Here is a 15,177-nt window from a genome sequence, read left to right as displayed (position 1 = left end):
TTCACAGACATGCCAAGACGCACCGACATCAAGTCGATCCTGATCATCGGGGCCGGCCCCATCGTCATCGGCCAGGCCTGCGAGTTCGACTATTCCGGCACCCAGGCCTGCAAGGCGCTGAAGGAAGAGGGTTTTCGGGTCATCCTGGTCAATTCCAACCCGGCCACCATCATGACCGACCCGGAACTGGCCGATGCCACCTATATTGAACCGATCACGCCCGAAGTCGTCGCCAAGATCATCGCCAAGGAGCGGCCCGACGCGCTGCTGCCGACCATGGGCGGCCAGACCGCGCTCAACACCGCCCTGTCGCTGCGCCGCATGGGCGTGCTCGAGCGTTACAATGTCGAGATGATCGGCGCCGACGCGCATGCCATCGACAAGGCCGAGGACCGCGCGCTGTTTCGCGAGGCGATGAAGACGATCGGGCTCGAAACGCCGAAGTCGATGCTGGCCAACGCCACCGACGTCAAGAACGCCGACCGCAAGACGCATGAGGCCGAGCGCGCCGCGCTGAAGGCCGAGAAGCCGGACAATCTCGACGCCGAACTCGACGCGCTGGAAACCCGCTGGAACCTCGGCGAAGGCGACCGCAAGCAGCGCTACATCAGCCATGGCATGGCGATCGCGGCACAAGCGCTCGACCATGTCGGCCTGCCCGCCATCATCCGCCCCTCCTTCACCATGGGCGGCACCGGCGGCGGCATCGCCTATAACAGGGCCGAATTCTACGACATCGTCCAGTCCGGCCTCGACGCCTCGCCGACCACCGAAGTGCTGATCGAGGAAAGCGTGCTCGGCTGGAAGGAGTATGAGATGGAGGTCGTCCGCGACAAGGCGGACAACTGCATCATCGTCTGCTCGATCGAGAACATCGACCCGATGGGCGTGCACACGGGCGATAGCATCACCGTCGCCCCTGCGCTGACCTTGACTGACAAGGAATACCAAATGATGCGCAACGCCTCGATCGCGGTGCTGCGCGAGATCGGCGTCGAGACCGGCGGCTCCAACGTGCAGTTCGCCGTCAACCCCGCCGATGGCCGCCTCGTCGTCATCGAGATGAACCCGCGCGTCTCGCGCTCATCCGCGCTCGCCTCCAAGGCGACCGGCTTCCCGATCGCCAAGATCGCCGCCAAACTTGCCGTCGGCTACACGCTGGACGAGCTGGAGAACGACATCACCGGCGGCGCCACGCCCGCCTCGTTCGAGCCGAGCATCGATTATGTCGTGACCAAGATCCCGCGCTTTGCGTTTGAAAAGTTCCCCGGCGCCGAGCCGGTGCTGACCACCGCCATGAAGTCGGTCGGCGAAGTCATGGCCATCGGCCGTACCTTCCAGGAGTCTTTGCAGAAAGCGCTGCGCGGTCTGGAGACCGGCCTCACCGGCCTCGACGAGATCGAGATCCCTGGCCTTGGCCATGCGCTAGGTAACAACCCGGACGACCGCAACGCCATCCGCGCCGCCTTGGGCACGCCAACGCCCGACCGGCTGCGCATGGTGGCGCAAGCGATCCGCATGGGCACGTCGCTCGAAGACGTGCACGCCATGTGCAAGATCGACCCATGGTTCCTCGAACAGATCGCCGGCATCCTCGCCATGGAAGCCCGCATCCGCGAGCACGGTATTCCGCAGGACGCCGTCAACCTGCGCATGCTCAAGGCCATGGGCTTCTCCGACGCCCGCCTCGCGTCGCTGACGAAGACCGACGCCGAAGTCGTTCAGAAGATTCGTGAAAAGCTCGACGTTCATCCAGTTTATAAGCGCATCGATACCTGCGCCGCCGAGTTCGCCTCGCCCACCGCCTACATGTATTCGACCTATGAAGTGCCCTTCGCCGGTACGCTCGCCAACGAGGCGCAGGTGTCGGCGCGGAAAAAGGTCGTCATCCTCGGCGGCGGGCCGAACCGCATCGGCCAGGGCATCGAGTTCGACTATTGCTGCTGCCACGCGGCGTTCGCGCTGCGCGATGCCGGCTATGAAGCGATCATGATCAACTGCAATCCCGAGACCGTGTCGACCGACTACGACACGTCGGACCGGCTCTATTTCGAGCCGCTTACGGCGGAGGACGTGCTGGAGATCCTGCGCGCCGAGCAGGCCTCGGGCGAGCTGGTCGGCGTCATCGTCCAGTTCGGCGGCCAGACGCCGCTGAAGCTGGCGGACGCGCTGGAGAAGGCCGGAATACCGATCCTCGGCACCTCGCCCGATATGATCGATCTCGCCGAAGACCGCGACCGCTTCCAGAAGCTGCTGCACAAGCTCAACCTCAGCCAGCCGAAGAACGGCATCGCCTATTCGGTCGAGCAGGCCCGCCTCGTCGCCGGCGAGCTCGGCTTCCCGCTGGTGGTGCGCCCCTCCTATGTGCTCGGCGGCCGCGCCATGCAGATCATCCATGACGAGGGCATGCTGCAGAATTATCTGCTCGACACCGTGCCCGGCCTGGTGCCGGAGGACATCAAGCAGAAATACCCCAACGACAAGACCGGCCAGATCAACACGCTGCTGGGCAAGAACCCGCTGCTGTTCGACACCTATCTCAGTGGCGCCATCGAGGTCGATGTCGACTGCCTCTGCGATCGCCACGCGACCTTCGTCTCCGGCATTCTGGAGCACATCGAGGAAGCCGGCATCCATTCGGGCGACTCGGCCTGCTCGCTGCCGGTGCACTCGCTGCCGTCGGACCTCGTCGACGAGTTGGAGCGCCAGACGGCGGCCCTTGCCCGCGCGCTCAATGTCGGCGGTCTGATGAACGTGCAATACGCGATCAAGGACGGCACGGTCTATGTGCTGGAGGTCAACCCGCGCGCGTCCCGCACCGTGCCCTTCGTCGCCAAGACCATCGGGCGTCCCATCGCCAAGATCGCCGCCCGCATCATGGCCGGCGAGACGCTGGAAGACGCCTTCTCCCACTACGGCGCCATGCCCGACCCGCGGAACCCCGGCCACATCGCGGTCAAAGAAGCCGTCTTCCCCTTCGCCCGCTTCCCCGGCGTCGACATATTGCTCGGCCCGGAAATGCGCTCGACCGGCGAGGTCATGGGCCTCGACCGCGATTTCGCCCTGGCCTTCGCCAAGAGCCAGCTCGGCGCCGGCGTCGACCTGCCCCGCTCAGGCACGCTGTTCGTCTCGGTGCGCGACGAGGACAAGAAAGGCATATTGCCGGCCGTCAAGCGCCTCGCCGGCCTCGGCTTCAAGGTGCTGGCGACATCAGGCACGCAGCGCTTCCTCGCCGAAAACGGCGTGGTGGCCGAGAAAATAAACAAGGTCCTGGAAGGCCGCCCCCACATCGAAGACGCCATCCGCAACCGCCAGGTCCAGATCGTCTTCAACACGACTGATGGCCAGAAGGCGGTGTCGGACTCCAAATCGCTGCGCCGGGCAACGCTGATGCAGAAGGTGCCGTATTATACCACGCTGTCAGGGGCTGCCGCCGTGGCCGAGGCGATCGCGGCGCTGAAGGCGGGGAGCCTGGAGGTAAGCCCGCTGCAGGAGTATTTTACTTAGGGGTGCAAAACCGAACCGTTTTAACTTACAGTCCGCAGCACCGGCATGTCCAGTTTCCCCCGCGACGTTGGAGAACGGCAATGCTATGATCTAGCCCCATCCAACTCGAAGGTTGGAAAATCACCGAACATAAGGATATATTTTCTCTTCACGTTCGGGGGCTGATTCAGATGAAATACCTTGAGATTATCGATGATGCTGTTGGGTTAGGAGACGTCGGGGACGCCAGTTCGCTAAACGACAGACTTTTGACCCTAACTCCAGAAAAGCTATTCGAACTCGTCGAAGCTGTTAAATCTAGTTTGCCAAAGCCCGTATCTCAGGCTTCCCCGTACTGCTTTGTCGGTAATACCGAAATGTCGGGCTTGCCCTATCCTTGTTCCAGCTTTCAATGTCGGGACAACGCTTTTGGCACTGCCGCATCTTTTGCGGCCATGTATGCCGATGAATTTGTTTTATTTAACCCATTCTTTGGGGGGATGGAAAATAAAAGACCATCATCAGGGTCAATTAGAGAAATATCCTATTATCTCACCAAGCTCTTATCGGTTCATCCTCTAGTTGAACGGAAAATAATAACATTCACGGACTTCTCGACATACAATCTCTGCAGAAGTTGCTTCAATAGAGGACTCTCTGGATTTTTCTCTGAATCAACTGACATTAAAGATATGTACTTTATAATTACAAATAAATTCCTTGAAGAAGCACAGGTCACTTTTGATAGAAAAATAGGCGGAGCGTTAGAATTCTCCATAAGAAATTCGGCAGATTATGTAGGTCACTTTAACGGCGGCTTCCACTATAGCGGCGATAAATTTCCTGCATCCATGAAAGGAATTGAAAAAGATCAAATTCTGACGAAGGAACAAGTCATAGAAATTGGAGCTGCTACGGGCCCAGCCACTTTCCTGTCGAACGACATAATACAAACTAACAAAACAGCGAGCGAATTTAATATAAATAATATATCAACAACAACAAAACAAATCGAGATAATGAAGGAAGTATTTGGAAGTGGCGGGTTTTCAAAAAATATAGATCTAAATTACCCATTTATAGCCCAAAATGATATCAGAGATATATTGAAATTCAGAGATAGCGAATGGCACCACCTTCATGATTTTCGAAAACTAATAGGCGATGGCGTTAAGTCAGGGGACGATGTCACGCTTCTTTTTAAGGATGAAGAGGCGAAAATGGAGAAGATCGTGCAAAAAAATCGGCGATCCCAAAACAGGAATCTTATTGACGGAGGCGGCAAGGCAGCATTTCATGCTGTGGCGGCAGCAGCCACTGGGGGAATTTCTGCTATACTCGGTGCAGTGGTCGCGGCCTTTGGAGGGAAACATATAACCGACACGTTAATACCTGCAATTAGAGAAAGATTGCAGGAGCCCGAAGAATTAAGAGATTCAAAAATCTATTATGCTTGGAAATTGAAGAAGAAAATCAATCGCCATTGAGCCGTGATGTGGCGGAGCAGCTGGGCGCTTGAAGCGCGAAATGTCAAGCTGATAGCCTTTAGCGAGATTTGGTTCGCTTGCCCCCTCACCCAACCGCCACGCACTCGATCTCGATATCAAACTCCATCGGCCAGGACGCCACCGGCACAAATGTCCGTGATGGCGCGTTTTCGGGGAATACCGCGCATAGACCCGGTTGATGGCGTTGTAGAAGCCGGAGTTGACGGCGTAGATGCGCACCATAACCACATTGTCGAGCGAGGTGCCGGCCGCTTCCAGGCAATGTTTCAACGCCTTTAGCGACGCATCGGTCTGCACCTCGATGTCGCCCTTGACCAGCTTGCCGGTCAAAAGATCGAGCGGTGGCGTGCCGGAGACGAAGACCAGCCCGGCGGCCTTGGTCACCAGCGACAACGGCACGCCGAGCGCGCGCACCGCCGCCGACAGCACCGGCACTTCGACGATTTCCTTGGTCATGACGATCTCCCCTGTGGTTGCGGCAAGCTGATCTCGCTCCAGTCTGAACGCCAGCGCTCGGCATTGCCGTCCGGAAGTCGCTGCTCAATGCAAACCGCGCGTCACCTTGAAGCGGCGTTTTGCAGACTCAAAATCTCAGGAAACAACCAGCATGGATGCTGGTTCGCGACGGAAAACTCACGCCACAGCCACGCACTCAATCTCAATATCAAACTCCATCGGCCACGACGCCACCGGCACGAAACTCCGCGCCGGCGGGTTCGTCGAAAAGTACCGGGCATACACCCTGTTTATCGCGGTGTAGAAGCCGGAGTTGACAGCGTAGATGCGCACCATCACCACGTTTTCAAGCGAGGTGCCGGCCGCTTCCAGGCAATGTTTCAGCGCCTTCAGCGATGCTTCGGTCTGGACCTCGATGTCGCCGCGCACCATCTCGCCGGTCATCATGTCCACCGGCGGCGTCGCCGAGATGAACACGAAACCGTTGGCCCTCACCGCCGTCGAACAGGGCAGGCCCAGCGCCCGCACCTTGTCCGACATGACGGGCACTTCGATGATTTCTTTTTTCATGGTGGTGCTCCCTTGTTGGCCAAGCTGGCGCCAACCCCCCTCACTCAGCCTCCGCTCCGCTCGGCTTCCGGGCGAGCCGCTTGTCTCGCCCGTCCTTCGGACCCCCGTGGGGAGACGAGATTACGAGCGCCAGCGCCAGTCTCTTCTCCCCTGCAGGGGAGAAGGTGGACGCGAAGCGGCCGGATGAGGGGGCTGGCGTCGACTCCCGCGGTCATAGGCAGCTTATCCCGGCACGGGCGGAACGCCAGCGCCGACGCATGGTCCAGCCATCATCCCTGCCCCGGATAGGGCGTGCCGTCCTTGTGCAGGAAGCGCCCGTCCGAACTCGGGCTCATCATGTCGATGTCCGAACAGGTAATGACATCGTCGGGATTGCGCGAGCCGACTTCCAGGTAGCGCGCGGTAACCGGCGCGCGGTTGATCATATGGTGGCCGTTGCCGCTGTTCTTGGCGAAGGCAGCACTATCGCCGGCCTTGAGCAGCGTCTCGCCGCCATCCTCGACCAGCACCAGTTCGCCCTCCAGCACATGGACGAGCTCGTCCTCGTGGCTGTGCCAGTGGCGTTGGCTCGACCAGCCGCCTGGGGGCAAGGTCATCAGGTTGACGCCGAAATCGGTGAGCCCGCCGGCATCGCCAAGGCGGCGGCGGGTGCGGTCGGCGCAAGGGGCGTCGAAGGGTGCGGGATAGCCGGAGCCCTTGCGGACGGGCACGGATGCGAGGTCGATCTTGGGCATGGGTGCTCCCGGGTGATGTGCGCAGTCTAGCGCATGGCGGGTGCAGGCACAGGGGCTTCTTGCGGGGTGGGGGTTTGCCAGCTTTGTGACATGGAGATTGATCGAAGCCACCCCAACTTCGTCATCCCAGGGCGAAGCAGCCGCGGAGCGGCGTCGCGGAGACCCTGGGATCCATGCCGCGACATCAATCGGGGACGCAGCGGAGCAGAATTACGAACCGTAGCGACGCTTTGAAGTCCCGGCATGGATCCTCGGGTCTGCGCCGCGTCGCTGCGCTCCTTGCTCCGCCCGTGGATGACGAAATGAAGGAGGTCTCCACCAGCCAGAAGGGTGGCCTGCCCTTGACCGAACAGCTCGCCCATCCCCCTAATGCGCCGCGCCGAGCTCCTTCACGTGCTTCTCATGCTCCTTCAGCGTCGGCAGCGTCTTCTTGGCGAATTCCTTCAGCGCGGGGTCGTCGCCGGATTTCGCATAGGTGCTGAACAGGGCGACCGCCTGCTTGTGGGCCTCGGTCTGCATCATGACGTATTTCTGGTCGAATTCCTTGCCGCTGGCGCCTTTCAGCTGGTCCAGCATCTGCTGGTCCTTGGGCTGCAGCGCGGGTCCGGCGGGTTTGACCGAGGCAGTGGTCTGCCCCTTGCTCAGCGCCTGCTTGAAGTCCTCGCCGGCCTTGGTGTGGTCCTTGATCATCTGGCCGGCGAAGGCCTTGACGTCCGCCGAGGCGGATTTCTGTTCGGCGAGCTGGCTCGACTGGATCTCGAATTCATTGGCGCTGGGCACGGTGCCGACAAAGGTCGGGGTGTCGACCTTGCTGTCGGGCAACATGGGCGCGACCGCGTTCGAACTGGTGCCGTTCGTCTGGGCAAGCGCGACGGGCGCGACGGCGGTCAGCGCGACGGCGGCCATGGTCAGGAACATTTTCATCTGGGATCTCCGATCGGAATGGTTCCCTCGGGGTTCCAACGCCGCAGGCGAGACGAAGTTGCGCCAGGCCCCTCAGTGGCAGCACGCCTCGCTATATTGCAGCTGCTCGTTCCAGTTCGGCCGGCCCTCCGGCGTGAAATCCATCAGGTTCCACAGGATCTCGCAGGTGCCGATGGCGCGCGGGTCCTGGCCGGGCTCCGTAGGCGCGAAGCCGAGTTCGGACGACCAGAAATGCCTGATGCCGTCACCGTCGCGGTGGAACACCGACAGCAGCGGGATCTGCGCACCGTCGGCATCCTCGGCGTTGTAGTCGCGTTTGAAGCTGTTGTTGGCCGACGACACCAGCCGCATGTTGCGCCAGCCGCGATCGCGGCCGAGCGTGAGGAGGTTTTCGAGCGCCGTCTTGGCCACGACGGCGAAGTTGAAGCCGGCGGCTTCGAGATGGCCGACCGCGCCGTCGAACTGGTCGAGCAGCGCGGTGCAGGACGGGCATGGCTGGTCGGGCCGGGCGAGCTTCGCCGTGCCGCCGCTGGTTGCCACGTCGCGCGTCTCCTGCGGATGGCGCGGGAACATCATCTGGTAGAGGATCAGCGTGTCCTTGCCGGGCGCGAACAACTCCGAGAGTTTTATCTTCGCGGTCTTGCCTGACATATCCAGCCCATCGAACACATAGTCCTGCGGCACCAGCCCGCCCGGCGGCAGCGCCCGGCGCGCCTCGGCCACGGCTTCCATGGCGCGGCGCAGCTCGATTTCCTTCTTCAGCAGCTTTTCGCGCGCGGTGCGGTATTTGGCGGATTCGTTGGGAAAGGTGATCATGATCGGCTCCTTCAAGTCGTCGCGCCGGCATCCCGGCAGGGTGCTCTACGACCCAAGGACGTTTCGCCGTAACCGGGTCCGACATTTTTACGCGCCCGCAACTGCCTCACCCCTTCACTCCGCCGGCGGTCAGGCCGGAGACGATCTTGCGCTGGAAGATCAGCACCAGCACCACCAGCGGCACGGTGACGATCACCGAGGCCGCCATGATGTTGCCCCAGGGGATTTCGAACTGCGAATTGCCGGAGAGCAGCGCGATCGCCACCGGCACGGTCCGCCGCGCATCGTTGGAGGTGAAGGTCAGGGCAAACAGGAACTCGTTCCACGCGCCGATGAAGGCCAGCAGCCCGGTGGTCGCCAGCGCCGGCCACATCAGCGGCAGGAAGATGCGCGTGATGATGATCCATGGCGTCGCGCCATCGAGGATCGCCGCCTCCTCGACCTCGACCGGCAGGTCGCGGACGAAGGCGGTGAGCACCCAGACGGTGAACGGCAGGGTGAAGATCATGTAGGAGAAGATCAGCGCGAAGAGCGAATTGTAGAGGCCGAACATCCGCACCAGCTCGAACAGCCCGGCCAGCACAGCTACCTGCGGGAACATCGAGACCGACAGGATGGCGAACAGCAACGCCGAGCGGCCTCGAAAACGGATACGCGCCAGCGCGTAGGCGGCGGTGACGCCAAGGAACAGCGAAAGCGCCACGACCGCGCCCGAGACGATCAGCGAATTGAGGAGGTTGTGCACGAAGGCGCCTTCGGCCAGCACATTGCGATAATTGCCGAGGCTGGGCGCCTTCGGCCACAGATCGGCCTGGAACAGCGCGGTCCCCGATTTCAGGCTGGTGACGATGGCATAATAAAACGGGAACACCGCGATGAGAACGATTGCCCCGATCAGCAGATAGAAGGCCGCGCGCTTCAGGAGCCACATCTCAGCGGCCTCCATCCAGGCTTATCCGGCCGATGCGGATGGTGAGGATAGTGAGCAAAGCGAGGATGAGGAAGAGCAGGGTCGAGGCGGCCGAGCCATAGGCGAACTTGTCGAATTCGAACAGGTTCTCGCGGGCGAACACCGACATCGACTTGGTATGCGCATTGTTAGGCGTCAGCACATAGATCAGGTCGAAGATGCGCAGCGCATCGAGCGCCCGGAAGATCACCGCCACCATCACCGCCGGGCGGATCAGCGGCAAGGTCACGCGCCAGAAGATCTGCCATGGATTGGCGCCGTCGAGCCTGGCGACCTCGATGATCTCGCGCGGCAGCATCTGCAGCGCGGCCAGGATCAGCAGCGCCATGAAAGGCGTCGTCTTCCAGATGTCGACGATCAGCACCGCGGCCATCGCCGTGTCAGCGCTGGCGGTCCAGGCGATCTTGTGGTCGATCAGCCCGAGATTGATCAGCACGACATTGATGATCCCGAACTGGTCGTTCAGCATCCATTGCCACATCTTCGCCGAGACGATGGTCGGGATCGCCCAGGGGATGAGGATCGCCGCCCTGACGATGCCGCGCCCTGGGAATTCGGCGTTGAGCACCAGGGCGACGACCATGCCGAGGATCGTCTCGCAGGTCACCGAAATCACCGCGAACCGCACGGTGTTCCACACGGCGCTCCACCAGACCGGATCGAGAAGCAGCCCGTCATAGATGATCCTGCCGCTCGGCATGCGCAGCACCGAGACATAATTGGCGAGGTCAACCCATTGGCGGGCGTCGAGATCGGACAGCGAGGCATCAGTGAAGCTGAAATAGACCGTTCGCGCGAGCGGCCAGCCGGCAGCGGCGGCGAGCACCAGAAGCATCGGCGCCAGGAACAGCCATGCCGAGCGCACGCGCTGGCGCATCAGGCGCGAACCAGAGCGCGCATCAGCCGGGTGCGCGCTCACCAGCCCTTGCCTTTCAATCGGGTTAGTGTCGCCTCGAGATCGGCCAGGTTGTCGGCGGCGCTGCCTTCGCCGGACAAGGTCTTGTGCACGGCGTTCCAGAACTGGCTCGACGCTTCGTTGTACTTGTTCCGGGTCACCGCCGAGGGCCGCGGCCCGGCATTGAGGAAGACCCCTTTCCAATGTGGAATGATCGGCTGTTGCCTGGCGATGTCGGCATCGTCATAGAGCGCCTGGATGGTCGGCAGGTTGGCGGTCTTGAGCGTGCGGTATTTCTGCATTGCCGGCGAGGCGATGAACTTGACCAGTTCGATCGCCGCGTCCGAGTGCCTGGAATATTTCGAGACCGCAAGGTTCCAGCCGCCGAGCGTCGCCGCCGGCCGGGCGCCCTCGCCCGTGCCGGCCGGCAGCGGCGCGACGTCGAACTTGCCCTTGATCGGCGACCCCTGGCTGTTGCCCAGCGCATAGGCATAGGGCCAGTTGCGCATGAAGACCGCATTGCCGGTCTGCCACACGCCGCGCGATTCCTCTTCCTGGTAGGCGAGCACGCCGGGCGGCGCGATGGTGCCGATCCAGGCCTTGGCCATGTCGAGCGCGGCCGCCGCCCGGGCGTTGTTGATGGAGATGGCGCCATCCGGCTCGACGATATGGCCGCCGCCGTTCGACACCACCCATTCGAACGCGTCGCAGGTCAGCCCCTCGTAGGCGTTGCCCTGGAAGACGAAGCCCCAGATATCCCTGTTGCCCGAGGCGCGCTCCTTGTCCATCACCAGCCTGGCGGTGTCGCCCAGCTCCTTCCAGGTGGCCGGCACCTTGGCGCCGTATTTGTCGAGCAGATCCTTGCGGTAGTAGAGCGCCGGCGCATCGGTGAAGATCGGCAGCGCGACCAGCCTGCCGTCGACGGTCTGCGACTGGATGATCGACGGGAAATGCTTGGCCACGACATCCCTGGTCGCCTCGGTCAGGTCGACAAACTGGCTGGCGAGCTGCGGCGCCCAGATGACGTCGGTCTGGTAGACGTCGACGTCGCTGTTGCCCGCGGCGAGCCACAGCCTGTACTGGCCGAACTGGTCGGTCCCGGACGACGGCATGGCGACGATGGTGACCTGGTTGCCGCTTTCTTTCTCATAGCGGTCGAGGATCTCGCGCAGCACCTTGATGCCGTTGCCGGTGTCGCCCGACACGATCGACAGCTCGACCGCGCGCGCCGAACCTACCGCGAGAACGGCAGCGACGCTCAACGCCAGCAATGCGTGGAAAACCTTCATCGGTGGATCTCCCTTGGCAGCCGGCGGCGCACAGCACCAGCAGCCGGTCAGACCCCACCGTTCATTGAATGCGGAGCAGCGCTTTGGGTTCCCGAACAGGCCATCCCCGGTGGCAATGACGGCACCGATCAGCGTCGCTGGTCAGCCTTCCCAGGCGACGGGCCCCATGCCCAGCCGCTCGTAGAGCCGCACGGCGGCGGCGTTCTCGAGCGTATTGGTCTTGAGGTCGACATGGGCGGCACCGCGGTGGCGAAAAATGGCGAAGGCGTGCCACATCAGCGCCTCGCCGACCCCTTTGCCGCGCGCCTCGGGATGAACGGCCAAGTCCTTGACGAACGCCGAGGTCCAGCACAGTGCAGCAGCCGCCAGCCGGCCCTTGGCATCGATGACGAGGAAACACAACGCCGGGTCGAATTCGGGGTCTTCGGAAATGCGCGGCCACCATTCGTCGAAGGGGCCGTCGGTGCCATCGTCGAACACTTCGCCCAGCAACGCATGCAGGGGCAGAGCGTCGCCATGTCCGAAGCAGCGCATGGCAAAGCCATCCGGCCAGTGCGGCGCAACCAGCGTCTCATCGAGGATTTTGCGCAGCCGGATGTCGTTTGGAGCCGGCGGGCGCGGTTCGGGCATCGCGCTCAGGCGTCGGGCTGAAGACGCCCGCGCCTGCGGTCGACACCGAGGCCGGTCGCCTCGAGCAGGCCCTTGCGCTTGGCGTCGAAATAATAGCCGGTCTGGTAGAGCCAGTCGGCCTTCTTGGCGTTGCCGTTCGACACCAGCCAGGCGCCGCGCAGATATTTGACCGCGTATTTGAGGTTGGTCTCGGCGTCGAACAGGCCCTTGGCCGGCCCGTCATAACCCATGCCGCGCGCCGTCGCATGCTTGATCTGCATCAGCCCCCAATGGCCGTTATTGTAGGCCTTGGGATTGAAGGTGCTTTCGCGGTTGACGACATGGCGCACCAGATCCACCGGCACCTGGTAGAAGGCGGCGTATTTGACGATCAGCCGGTCGACGTCGCCGCGCATGCCTGTCGCATGCTGCTCCGGCTCGACGGGCGCCGACGGGAACTGCACCAGTGCGGCCGGGTTCTGCGGCACGACATAGGCTACTTGCTGCACGCCGGGCATTTTCTGGCCGCCCTTGGCAACCGCCGGCACGACAAGCCCGGCGGTCGTGTAGGTCCCGGCCGCCTCGATCGGCTGGCCGGCCTTGGACGGCGGAGGCGCCTGCCAGGCACTGGCGGCCATCACCGCGGGCATAGCTGGCGAGGTTGGGGTCACCCCGGCAAAGGCGGCGGTCGCCGCAGCCGGCTGGACGGCCGGATCGAGTGCCGGCGTAGCCGGGCTCGGGGTCAACTCAGCGGTCTGGACGGGCGCGATTCCGGAGGATTGCGGCAGCACCGAAACCGTGTCCGGCAGCGGCACGGTGAAGCCGGCGTCGCTGCCTGCCGTGGTCGCGGTTTCGGTAAGGGACGGCGCGGCTTTCATCTGCGAGGTCGAGGTGCAGCCGCTCATGCCGGCTGCCGCCACGATCACGCCGATGGCGATAAGGGTTTGTTTTGCTGGCAAGCCGCGCTCGGAGTCCGGTTTGTCGGGTTATTAAGATTTCCCTTACACCAGCGATTCGTGGGTAGCAATCGGGGCCATCTGGTGGTTTTCGGGTGGCGGGATGCAGGCAGCGATGCCATATTGTTCCTGATATGTACCGGCGGGAATCCCGGATTCCGCCGCTTTGCGGAAAGGAGCGCAGCATGAAAACGGCATCTTCGATCACGGCTGGCCACGCAGTGTTAGAAACAGTGATCGGCTTCATGGGCATCGCCTGGAGTGAAAAGGGCCTGATCCGGCTCTGCCTGCCCGAACGCAGCCGCGAAGCGGTGGAGCGGCGGCTGATGCGCCATCCCGGCGTTTCCACCTCCACAGCCCAGCCGTTATGGGTGGTCGAGCTGATCGCCTCGATCAAGGGTTATGCCGCGGGCGAGGACGTCGATTTCACCGGCTTTCCCGTCGATCTCGACGGCATCGACGACTTCCGCCTCGCCATCTACGACGCGGCACGAAAACTCAGCTATGGCGAAACCACCACCTATGGCGAACTCGCCAAGCGCGCCGGCCATGCCGGCCTGCCGCGCGAAACCGGTGCGGCCCTTGGCGCCAATCCGGTGCCGCTGGTCATCCCGTGCCACCGCATCCTGGCCGCCGGCGGCAAGATCGGCGGCTTCTCGGCGCCCGGCGGCTCGGTCACCAAGGAAAAGATGCTGGCCATGGAAGGCGTGCGCGTCGGCCCGCCGCCGCCGGCGCAGGTGTCCTTCGGGTTTTGAGAGCAGTAACCGCTCCCGCTGTGAGCACCGGAAGCGCAGGAAGCCACGGTTTGCAGGCCGGCATCACCTGAATATCAATACATCCTATTGGCGCCGGATGAATCGGTGCCTGAAACGCTCATTGTCCGGACGCTTGCAGATATAGACCGGGCAGGACCTGGTGTCGGCGCTCGGCACATAGGCGCGCGTCCTCACCTCGCCCATGGTGCAGAACTGCTGGCTCTGGACATAGCGGTCGTAGAGCGGCAACCCCGGCACCCGTGCCGACGGATAGCGCAGGATGACCGCACCTTGGCGCGCGATCGTCGACTGGACCTTGCCGCAGCTCATACGCGTCGGGTCGTAGCGCGAGATCGCCTGCGCCTGGGCGGCCACCAGCGTGAGGCAGGCGGCAAGCAGGATGGTCTTCATGGTCCCTCCCCTCGATCCGCCGCCCGGGGACTGCACGATCTTGCGCCACGGTTTCACCAGATTGGGGCGGCCGTTGGGCGGCCCCGGATCACGACGTTTTCACGCAGTCTTGTTTTTTGTGCGAAAGCAGCCTATATCAGCCCCATTGATATTTCGGCCGATCGATCCGGGCCTCGCGATCTTCGCGTTTGCTGACGTCTATCTCCAAAATCTCGATGCACACCGGCTGGACCTCGGTCCGGTCATACCAAAGCAAATGTGAAGGACTATTTATATGGCAACTGGAACGGTCAAGTGGTTCAATGCCACCAAGGGTTTCGGCTTCATCCAGCCTGACAGCGGCGGCGCGGACGTTTTCGTCCACATCTCGGCTGTCGAGCGCGCTGGACTGTCGACCCTGGTCGAAGGCCAGAAGATCAACTTCGAGATCGAGCAGGACCGCCGCACTGGCAAGTCGTCCGCTGGTTCTCTGAGCAAGGCAGCCTGATTTTGAAAATGGCGCGCGCCGGACGAGAGTTCGGAGCGCGCGGCAAGTCACGGATGTACTGACGGTCGCGCGAGAAGCGCGCCGGAGTGGAAAGACCCGACAAGCTGGAACAGCAGATAGCTGCCAGCCCGGACCGGACGCTCCCGATCAGGCTACCGAAATGGGAAGGCGGGATTCATCCCGCCTTTTTATTTGTCTGAATTTTGGACGACTGGCGTCCTTCTCCCCGTGAACGGCAGGGGAATCGCATATGGCGTTTTGGGAGTTGAAATTGGTCTGAGAAGAGATTCTTTGGGAAGGCAGTCCAGCGA

14 protein-coding genes and 1 pseudogene are annotated in these 15,177 nt (G+C 62.3%); 4 read left to right on the top strand and 11 right to left on the bottom strand.

Annotation, left to right across the window (positions count from 1 at the left end):
- The first annotated feature begins 9 nt into the window (after positions 1 to 9).
- Positions 10 to 3,507 (top strand): carbamoyl-phosphate synthase large subunit, encoded by a 3,498-nt coding sequence (gene carB, locus FJ960_RS23890; protein WP_140717201.1) that lies wholly within the window; start codon positions 10 to 12, stop codon positions 3,505 to 3,507.
- Between the two features lie 170 nt (positions 3,508 to 3,677).
- Positions 3,678 to 4,973 carry a hypothetical protein gene (locus FJ960_RS23885; protein WP_140717199.1) on the top strand — a complete coding sequence of 432 codons (1,296 nt, stop codon included), beginning with the start codon at positions 3,678 to 3,680 and terminating at the stop codon, positions 4,971 to 4,973.
- Between the two features lie 85 nt (positions 4,974 to 5,058).
- On the opposite strand, the pseudogene FJ960_RS23880 reads toward FJ960_RS23885, so the two are convergent.
- The 10 genes and pseudogenes from FJ960_RS23880 to FJ960_RS23835 all read right to left on the bottom strand — a co-directional run bounded on the left by FJ960_RS23880 (position 5,059) and on the right by FJ960_RS23835 (position 13,216).
- Positions 5,059 to 5,450, bottom strand: a pseudogene (locus FJ960_RS23880) (RidA family protein).
- Between the two features lie 177 nt (positions 5,451 to 5,627).
- A complete protein-coding gene (locus FJ960_RS23875; RefSeq protein ID WP_140717197.1) occupies positions 5,628 to 6,020 on the bottom strand; it encodes a RidA family protein in 393 nt (130 codons plus the stop codon).
- Positions 6,021 to 6,289: 269 nt separating this feature from the next.
- Positions 6,290 to 6,754, bottom strand: a complete 465-nt coding sequence (locus FJ960_RS23870; RefSeq protein ID WP_140717196.1) for a cupin domain-containing protein — start codon at positions 6,752 to 6,754, stop codon at positions 6,290 to 6,292.
- Positions 6,755 to 7,120: 366 nt separating this feature from the next.
- The gene (locus FJ960_RS23865) at positions 7,121 to 7,678 is read right to left on the bottom strand and encodes a DUF4142 domain-containing protein (protein WP_140505081.1); all 558 of its coding nucleotides are present in this window, start codon (positions 7,676 to 7,678) and stop codon (positions 7,121 to 7,123) included.
- Between the two features lie 72 nt (positions 7,679 to 7,750).
- Positions 7,751 to 8,494, bottom strand: coding sequence for a DUF899 family protein (locus tag FJ960_RS23860; RefSeq protein WP_140717194.1), 744 nt, complete (start codon positions 8,492 to 8,494; stop codon positions 7,751 to 7,753).
- 106 nt (positions 8,495 to 8,600) lie between these two features.
- The gene (locus FJ960_RS23855; protein ID WP_140505077.1) at positions 8,601 to 9,425 is read right to left on the bottom strand and encodes a carbohydrate ABC transporter permease; all 825 of its coding nucleotides are present in this window, start codon (positions 9,423 to 9,425) and stop codon (positions 8,601 to 8,603) included.
- Between the two features lies 1 nt (position 9,426).
- On the bottom strand, positions 9,427 to 10,341 hold the full coding sequence (locus FJ960_RS23850; protein WP_140717360.1) for a sugar ABC transporter permease: 915 nt from the start codon (positions 10,339 to 10,341) through the stop codon (positions 9,427 to 9,429).
- Between the two features lie 38 nt (positions 10,342 to 10,379).
- The gene (locus tag FJ960_RS23845; protein ID WP_140717192.1) at positions 10,380 to 11,648 is read right to left on the bottom strand and encodes an ABC transporter substrate-binding protein; all 1,269 of its coding nucleotides are present in this window, start codon (positions 11,646 to 11,648) and stop codon (positions 10,380 to 10,382) included.
- A 141-nt stretch (positions 11,649 to 11,789) separates the two neighbouring features.
- Complete coding sequence (locus FJ960_RS23840; protein ID WP_140717190.1) at positions 11,790 to 12,278, bottom strand: GNAT family N-acetyltransferase; 489 nt, start codon at positions 12,276 to 12,278, stop codon at positions 11,790 to 11,792.
- Positions 12,279 to 12,283: 5 nt separating this feature from the next.
- On the bottom strand, positions 12,284 to 13,216 hold the full coding sequence (locus tag FJ960_RS23835) for a lytic transglycosylase domain-containing protein (protein WP_140505071.1): 933 nt from the start codon (positions 13,214 to 13,216) through the stop codon (positions 12,284 to 12,286).
- Positions 13,217 to 13,398: 182 nt separating this feature from the next.
- Here FJ960_RS23835 and FJ960_RS23830 point away from each other — a divergent pair, with 182 nt between their 5' ends.
- Positions 13,399 to 13,968, top strand: coding sequence for a methylated-DNA--[protein]-cysteine S-methyltransferase (locus FJ960_RS23830; protein ID WP_140717188.1), 570 nt, complete (start codon positions 13,399 to 13,401; stop codon positions 13,966 to 13,968).
- Between the two features lie 84 nt (positions 13,969 to 14,052).
- Here the strand turns inward: FJ960_RS23830 and FJ960_RS23825 are convergent, their stop codons facing one another.
- Positions 14,053 to 14,379, bottom strand: a complete 327-nt coding sequence (locus tag FJ960_RS23825; RefSeq protein ID WP_140717186.1) for a hypothetical protein — start codon at positions 14,377 to 14,379, stop codon at positions 14,053 to 14,055.
- Between the two features lie 274 nt (positions 14,380 to 14,653).
- On the opposite strand from FJ960_RS23825, the gene FJ960_RS23820 reads away from it, so the two are divergent.
- Complete coding sequence (locus FJ960_RS23820) at positions 14,654 to 14,866, top strand: cold-shock protein (protein WP_015316174.1); 213 nt, start codon at positions 14,654 to 14,656, stop codon at positions 14,864 to 14,866.
- Positions 14,867 to 15,177 lie beyond the last annotated feature (311 nt).

Source organism: Mesorhizobium sp. B2-3-11 (assembly GCF_006442215.1).
Classification (GTDB): domain Bacteria; phylum Pseudomonadota; class Alphaproteobacteria; order Rhizobiales; family Rhizobiaceae; genus Mesorhizobium; species Mesorhizobium salmacidum.
Note: the sequence above shows the minus strand (reverse complement) of the source record. Positions and strands in the feature narration are given on the sequence as shown.

What these genes read in the sequence shown, in the direction of transcription:
- carB (WP_140717201.1), top strand. Translation starts at nt 10, where the DNA reads ATGCCAAGACGCACCGACATCAAGTCGATCCTGATCATCGGGGCCGGC.
- FJ960_RS23885 (WP_140717199.1), top strand. Translation starts at nt 3,678, where the DNA reads ATGAAATACCTTGAGATTATCGATGATGCTGTTGGGTTAGGAGACGTC.
- FJ960_RS23875 (WP_140717197.1), bottom strand. Translation starts at nt 6,020, where the DNA reads ATGAAAAAAGAAATCATCGAAGTGCCCGTCATGTCGGACAAGGTGCGG.
- FJ960_RS23870 (WP_140717196.1), bottom strand. Translation starts at nt 6,754, where the DNA reads ATGCCCAAGATCGACCTCGCATCCGTGCCCGTCCGCAAGGGCTCCGGC.
- FJ960_RS23865 (WP_140505081.1), bottom strand. Translation starts at nt 7,678, where the DNA reads ATGAAAATGTTCCTGACCATGGCCGCCGTCGCGCTGACCGCCGTCGCG.
- FJ960_RS23860 (WP_140717194.1), bottom strand. Translation starts at nt 8,494, where the DNA reads ATGATCACCTTTCCCAACGAATCCGCCAAATACCGCACCGCGCGCGAA.
- FJ960_RS23855 (WP_140505077.1), bottom strand. Translation starts at nt 9,425, where the DNA reads ATGTGGCTCCTGAAGCGCGCGGCCTTCTATCTGCTGATCGGGGCAATC.
- FJ960_RS23850 (WP_140717360.1), bottom strand. Translation starts at nt 10,341, where the DNA reads ATGCGCCAGCGCGTGCGCTCGGCATGGCTGTTCCTGGCGCCGATGCTT.
- FJ960_RS23845 (WP_140717192.1), bottom strand. Translation starts at nt 11,648, where the DNA reads ATGAAGGTTTTCCACGCATTGCTGGCGTTGAGCGTCGCTGCCGTTCTC.
- FJ960_RS23840 (WP_140717190.1), bottom strand. Translation starts at nt 12,278, where the DNA reads ATGCCCGAACCGCGCCCGCCGGCTCCAAACGACATCCGGCTGCGCAAA.
- FJ960_RS23830 (WP_140717188.1), top strand. Translation starts at nt 13,399, where the DNA reads ATGAAAACGGCATCTTCGATCACGGCTGGCCACGCAGTGTTAGAAACA.
- FJ960_RS23825 (WP_140717186.1), bottom strand. Translation starts at nt 14,379, where the DNA reads ATGAAGACCATCCTGCTTGCCGCCTGCCTCACGCTGGTGGCCGCCCAG.
- FJ960_RS23820 (WP_015316174.1), top strand. Translation starts at nt 14,654, where the DNA reads ATGGCAACTGGAACGGTCAAGTGGTTCAATGCCACCAAGGGTTTCGGC.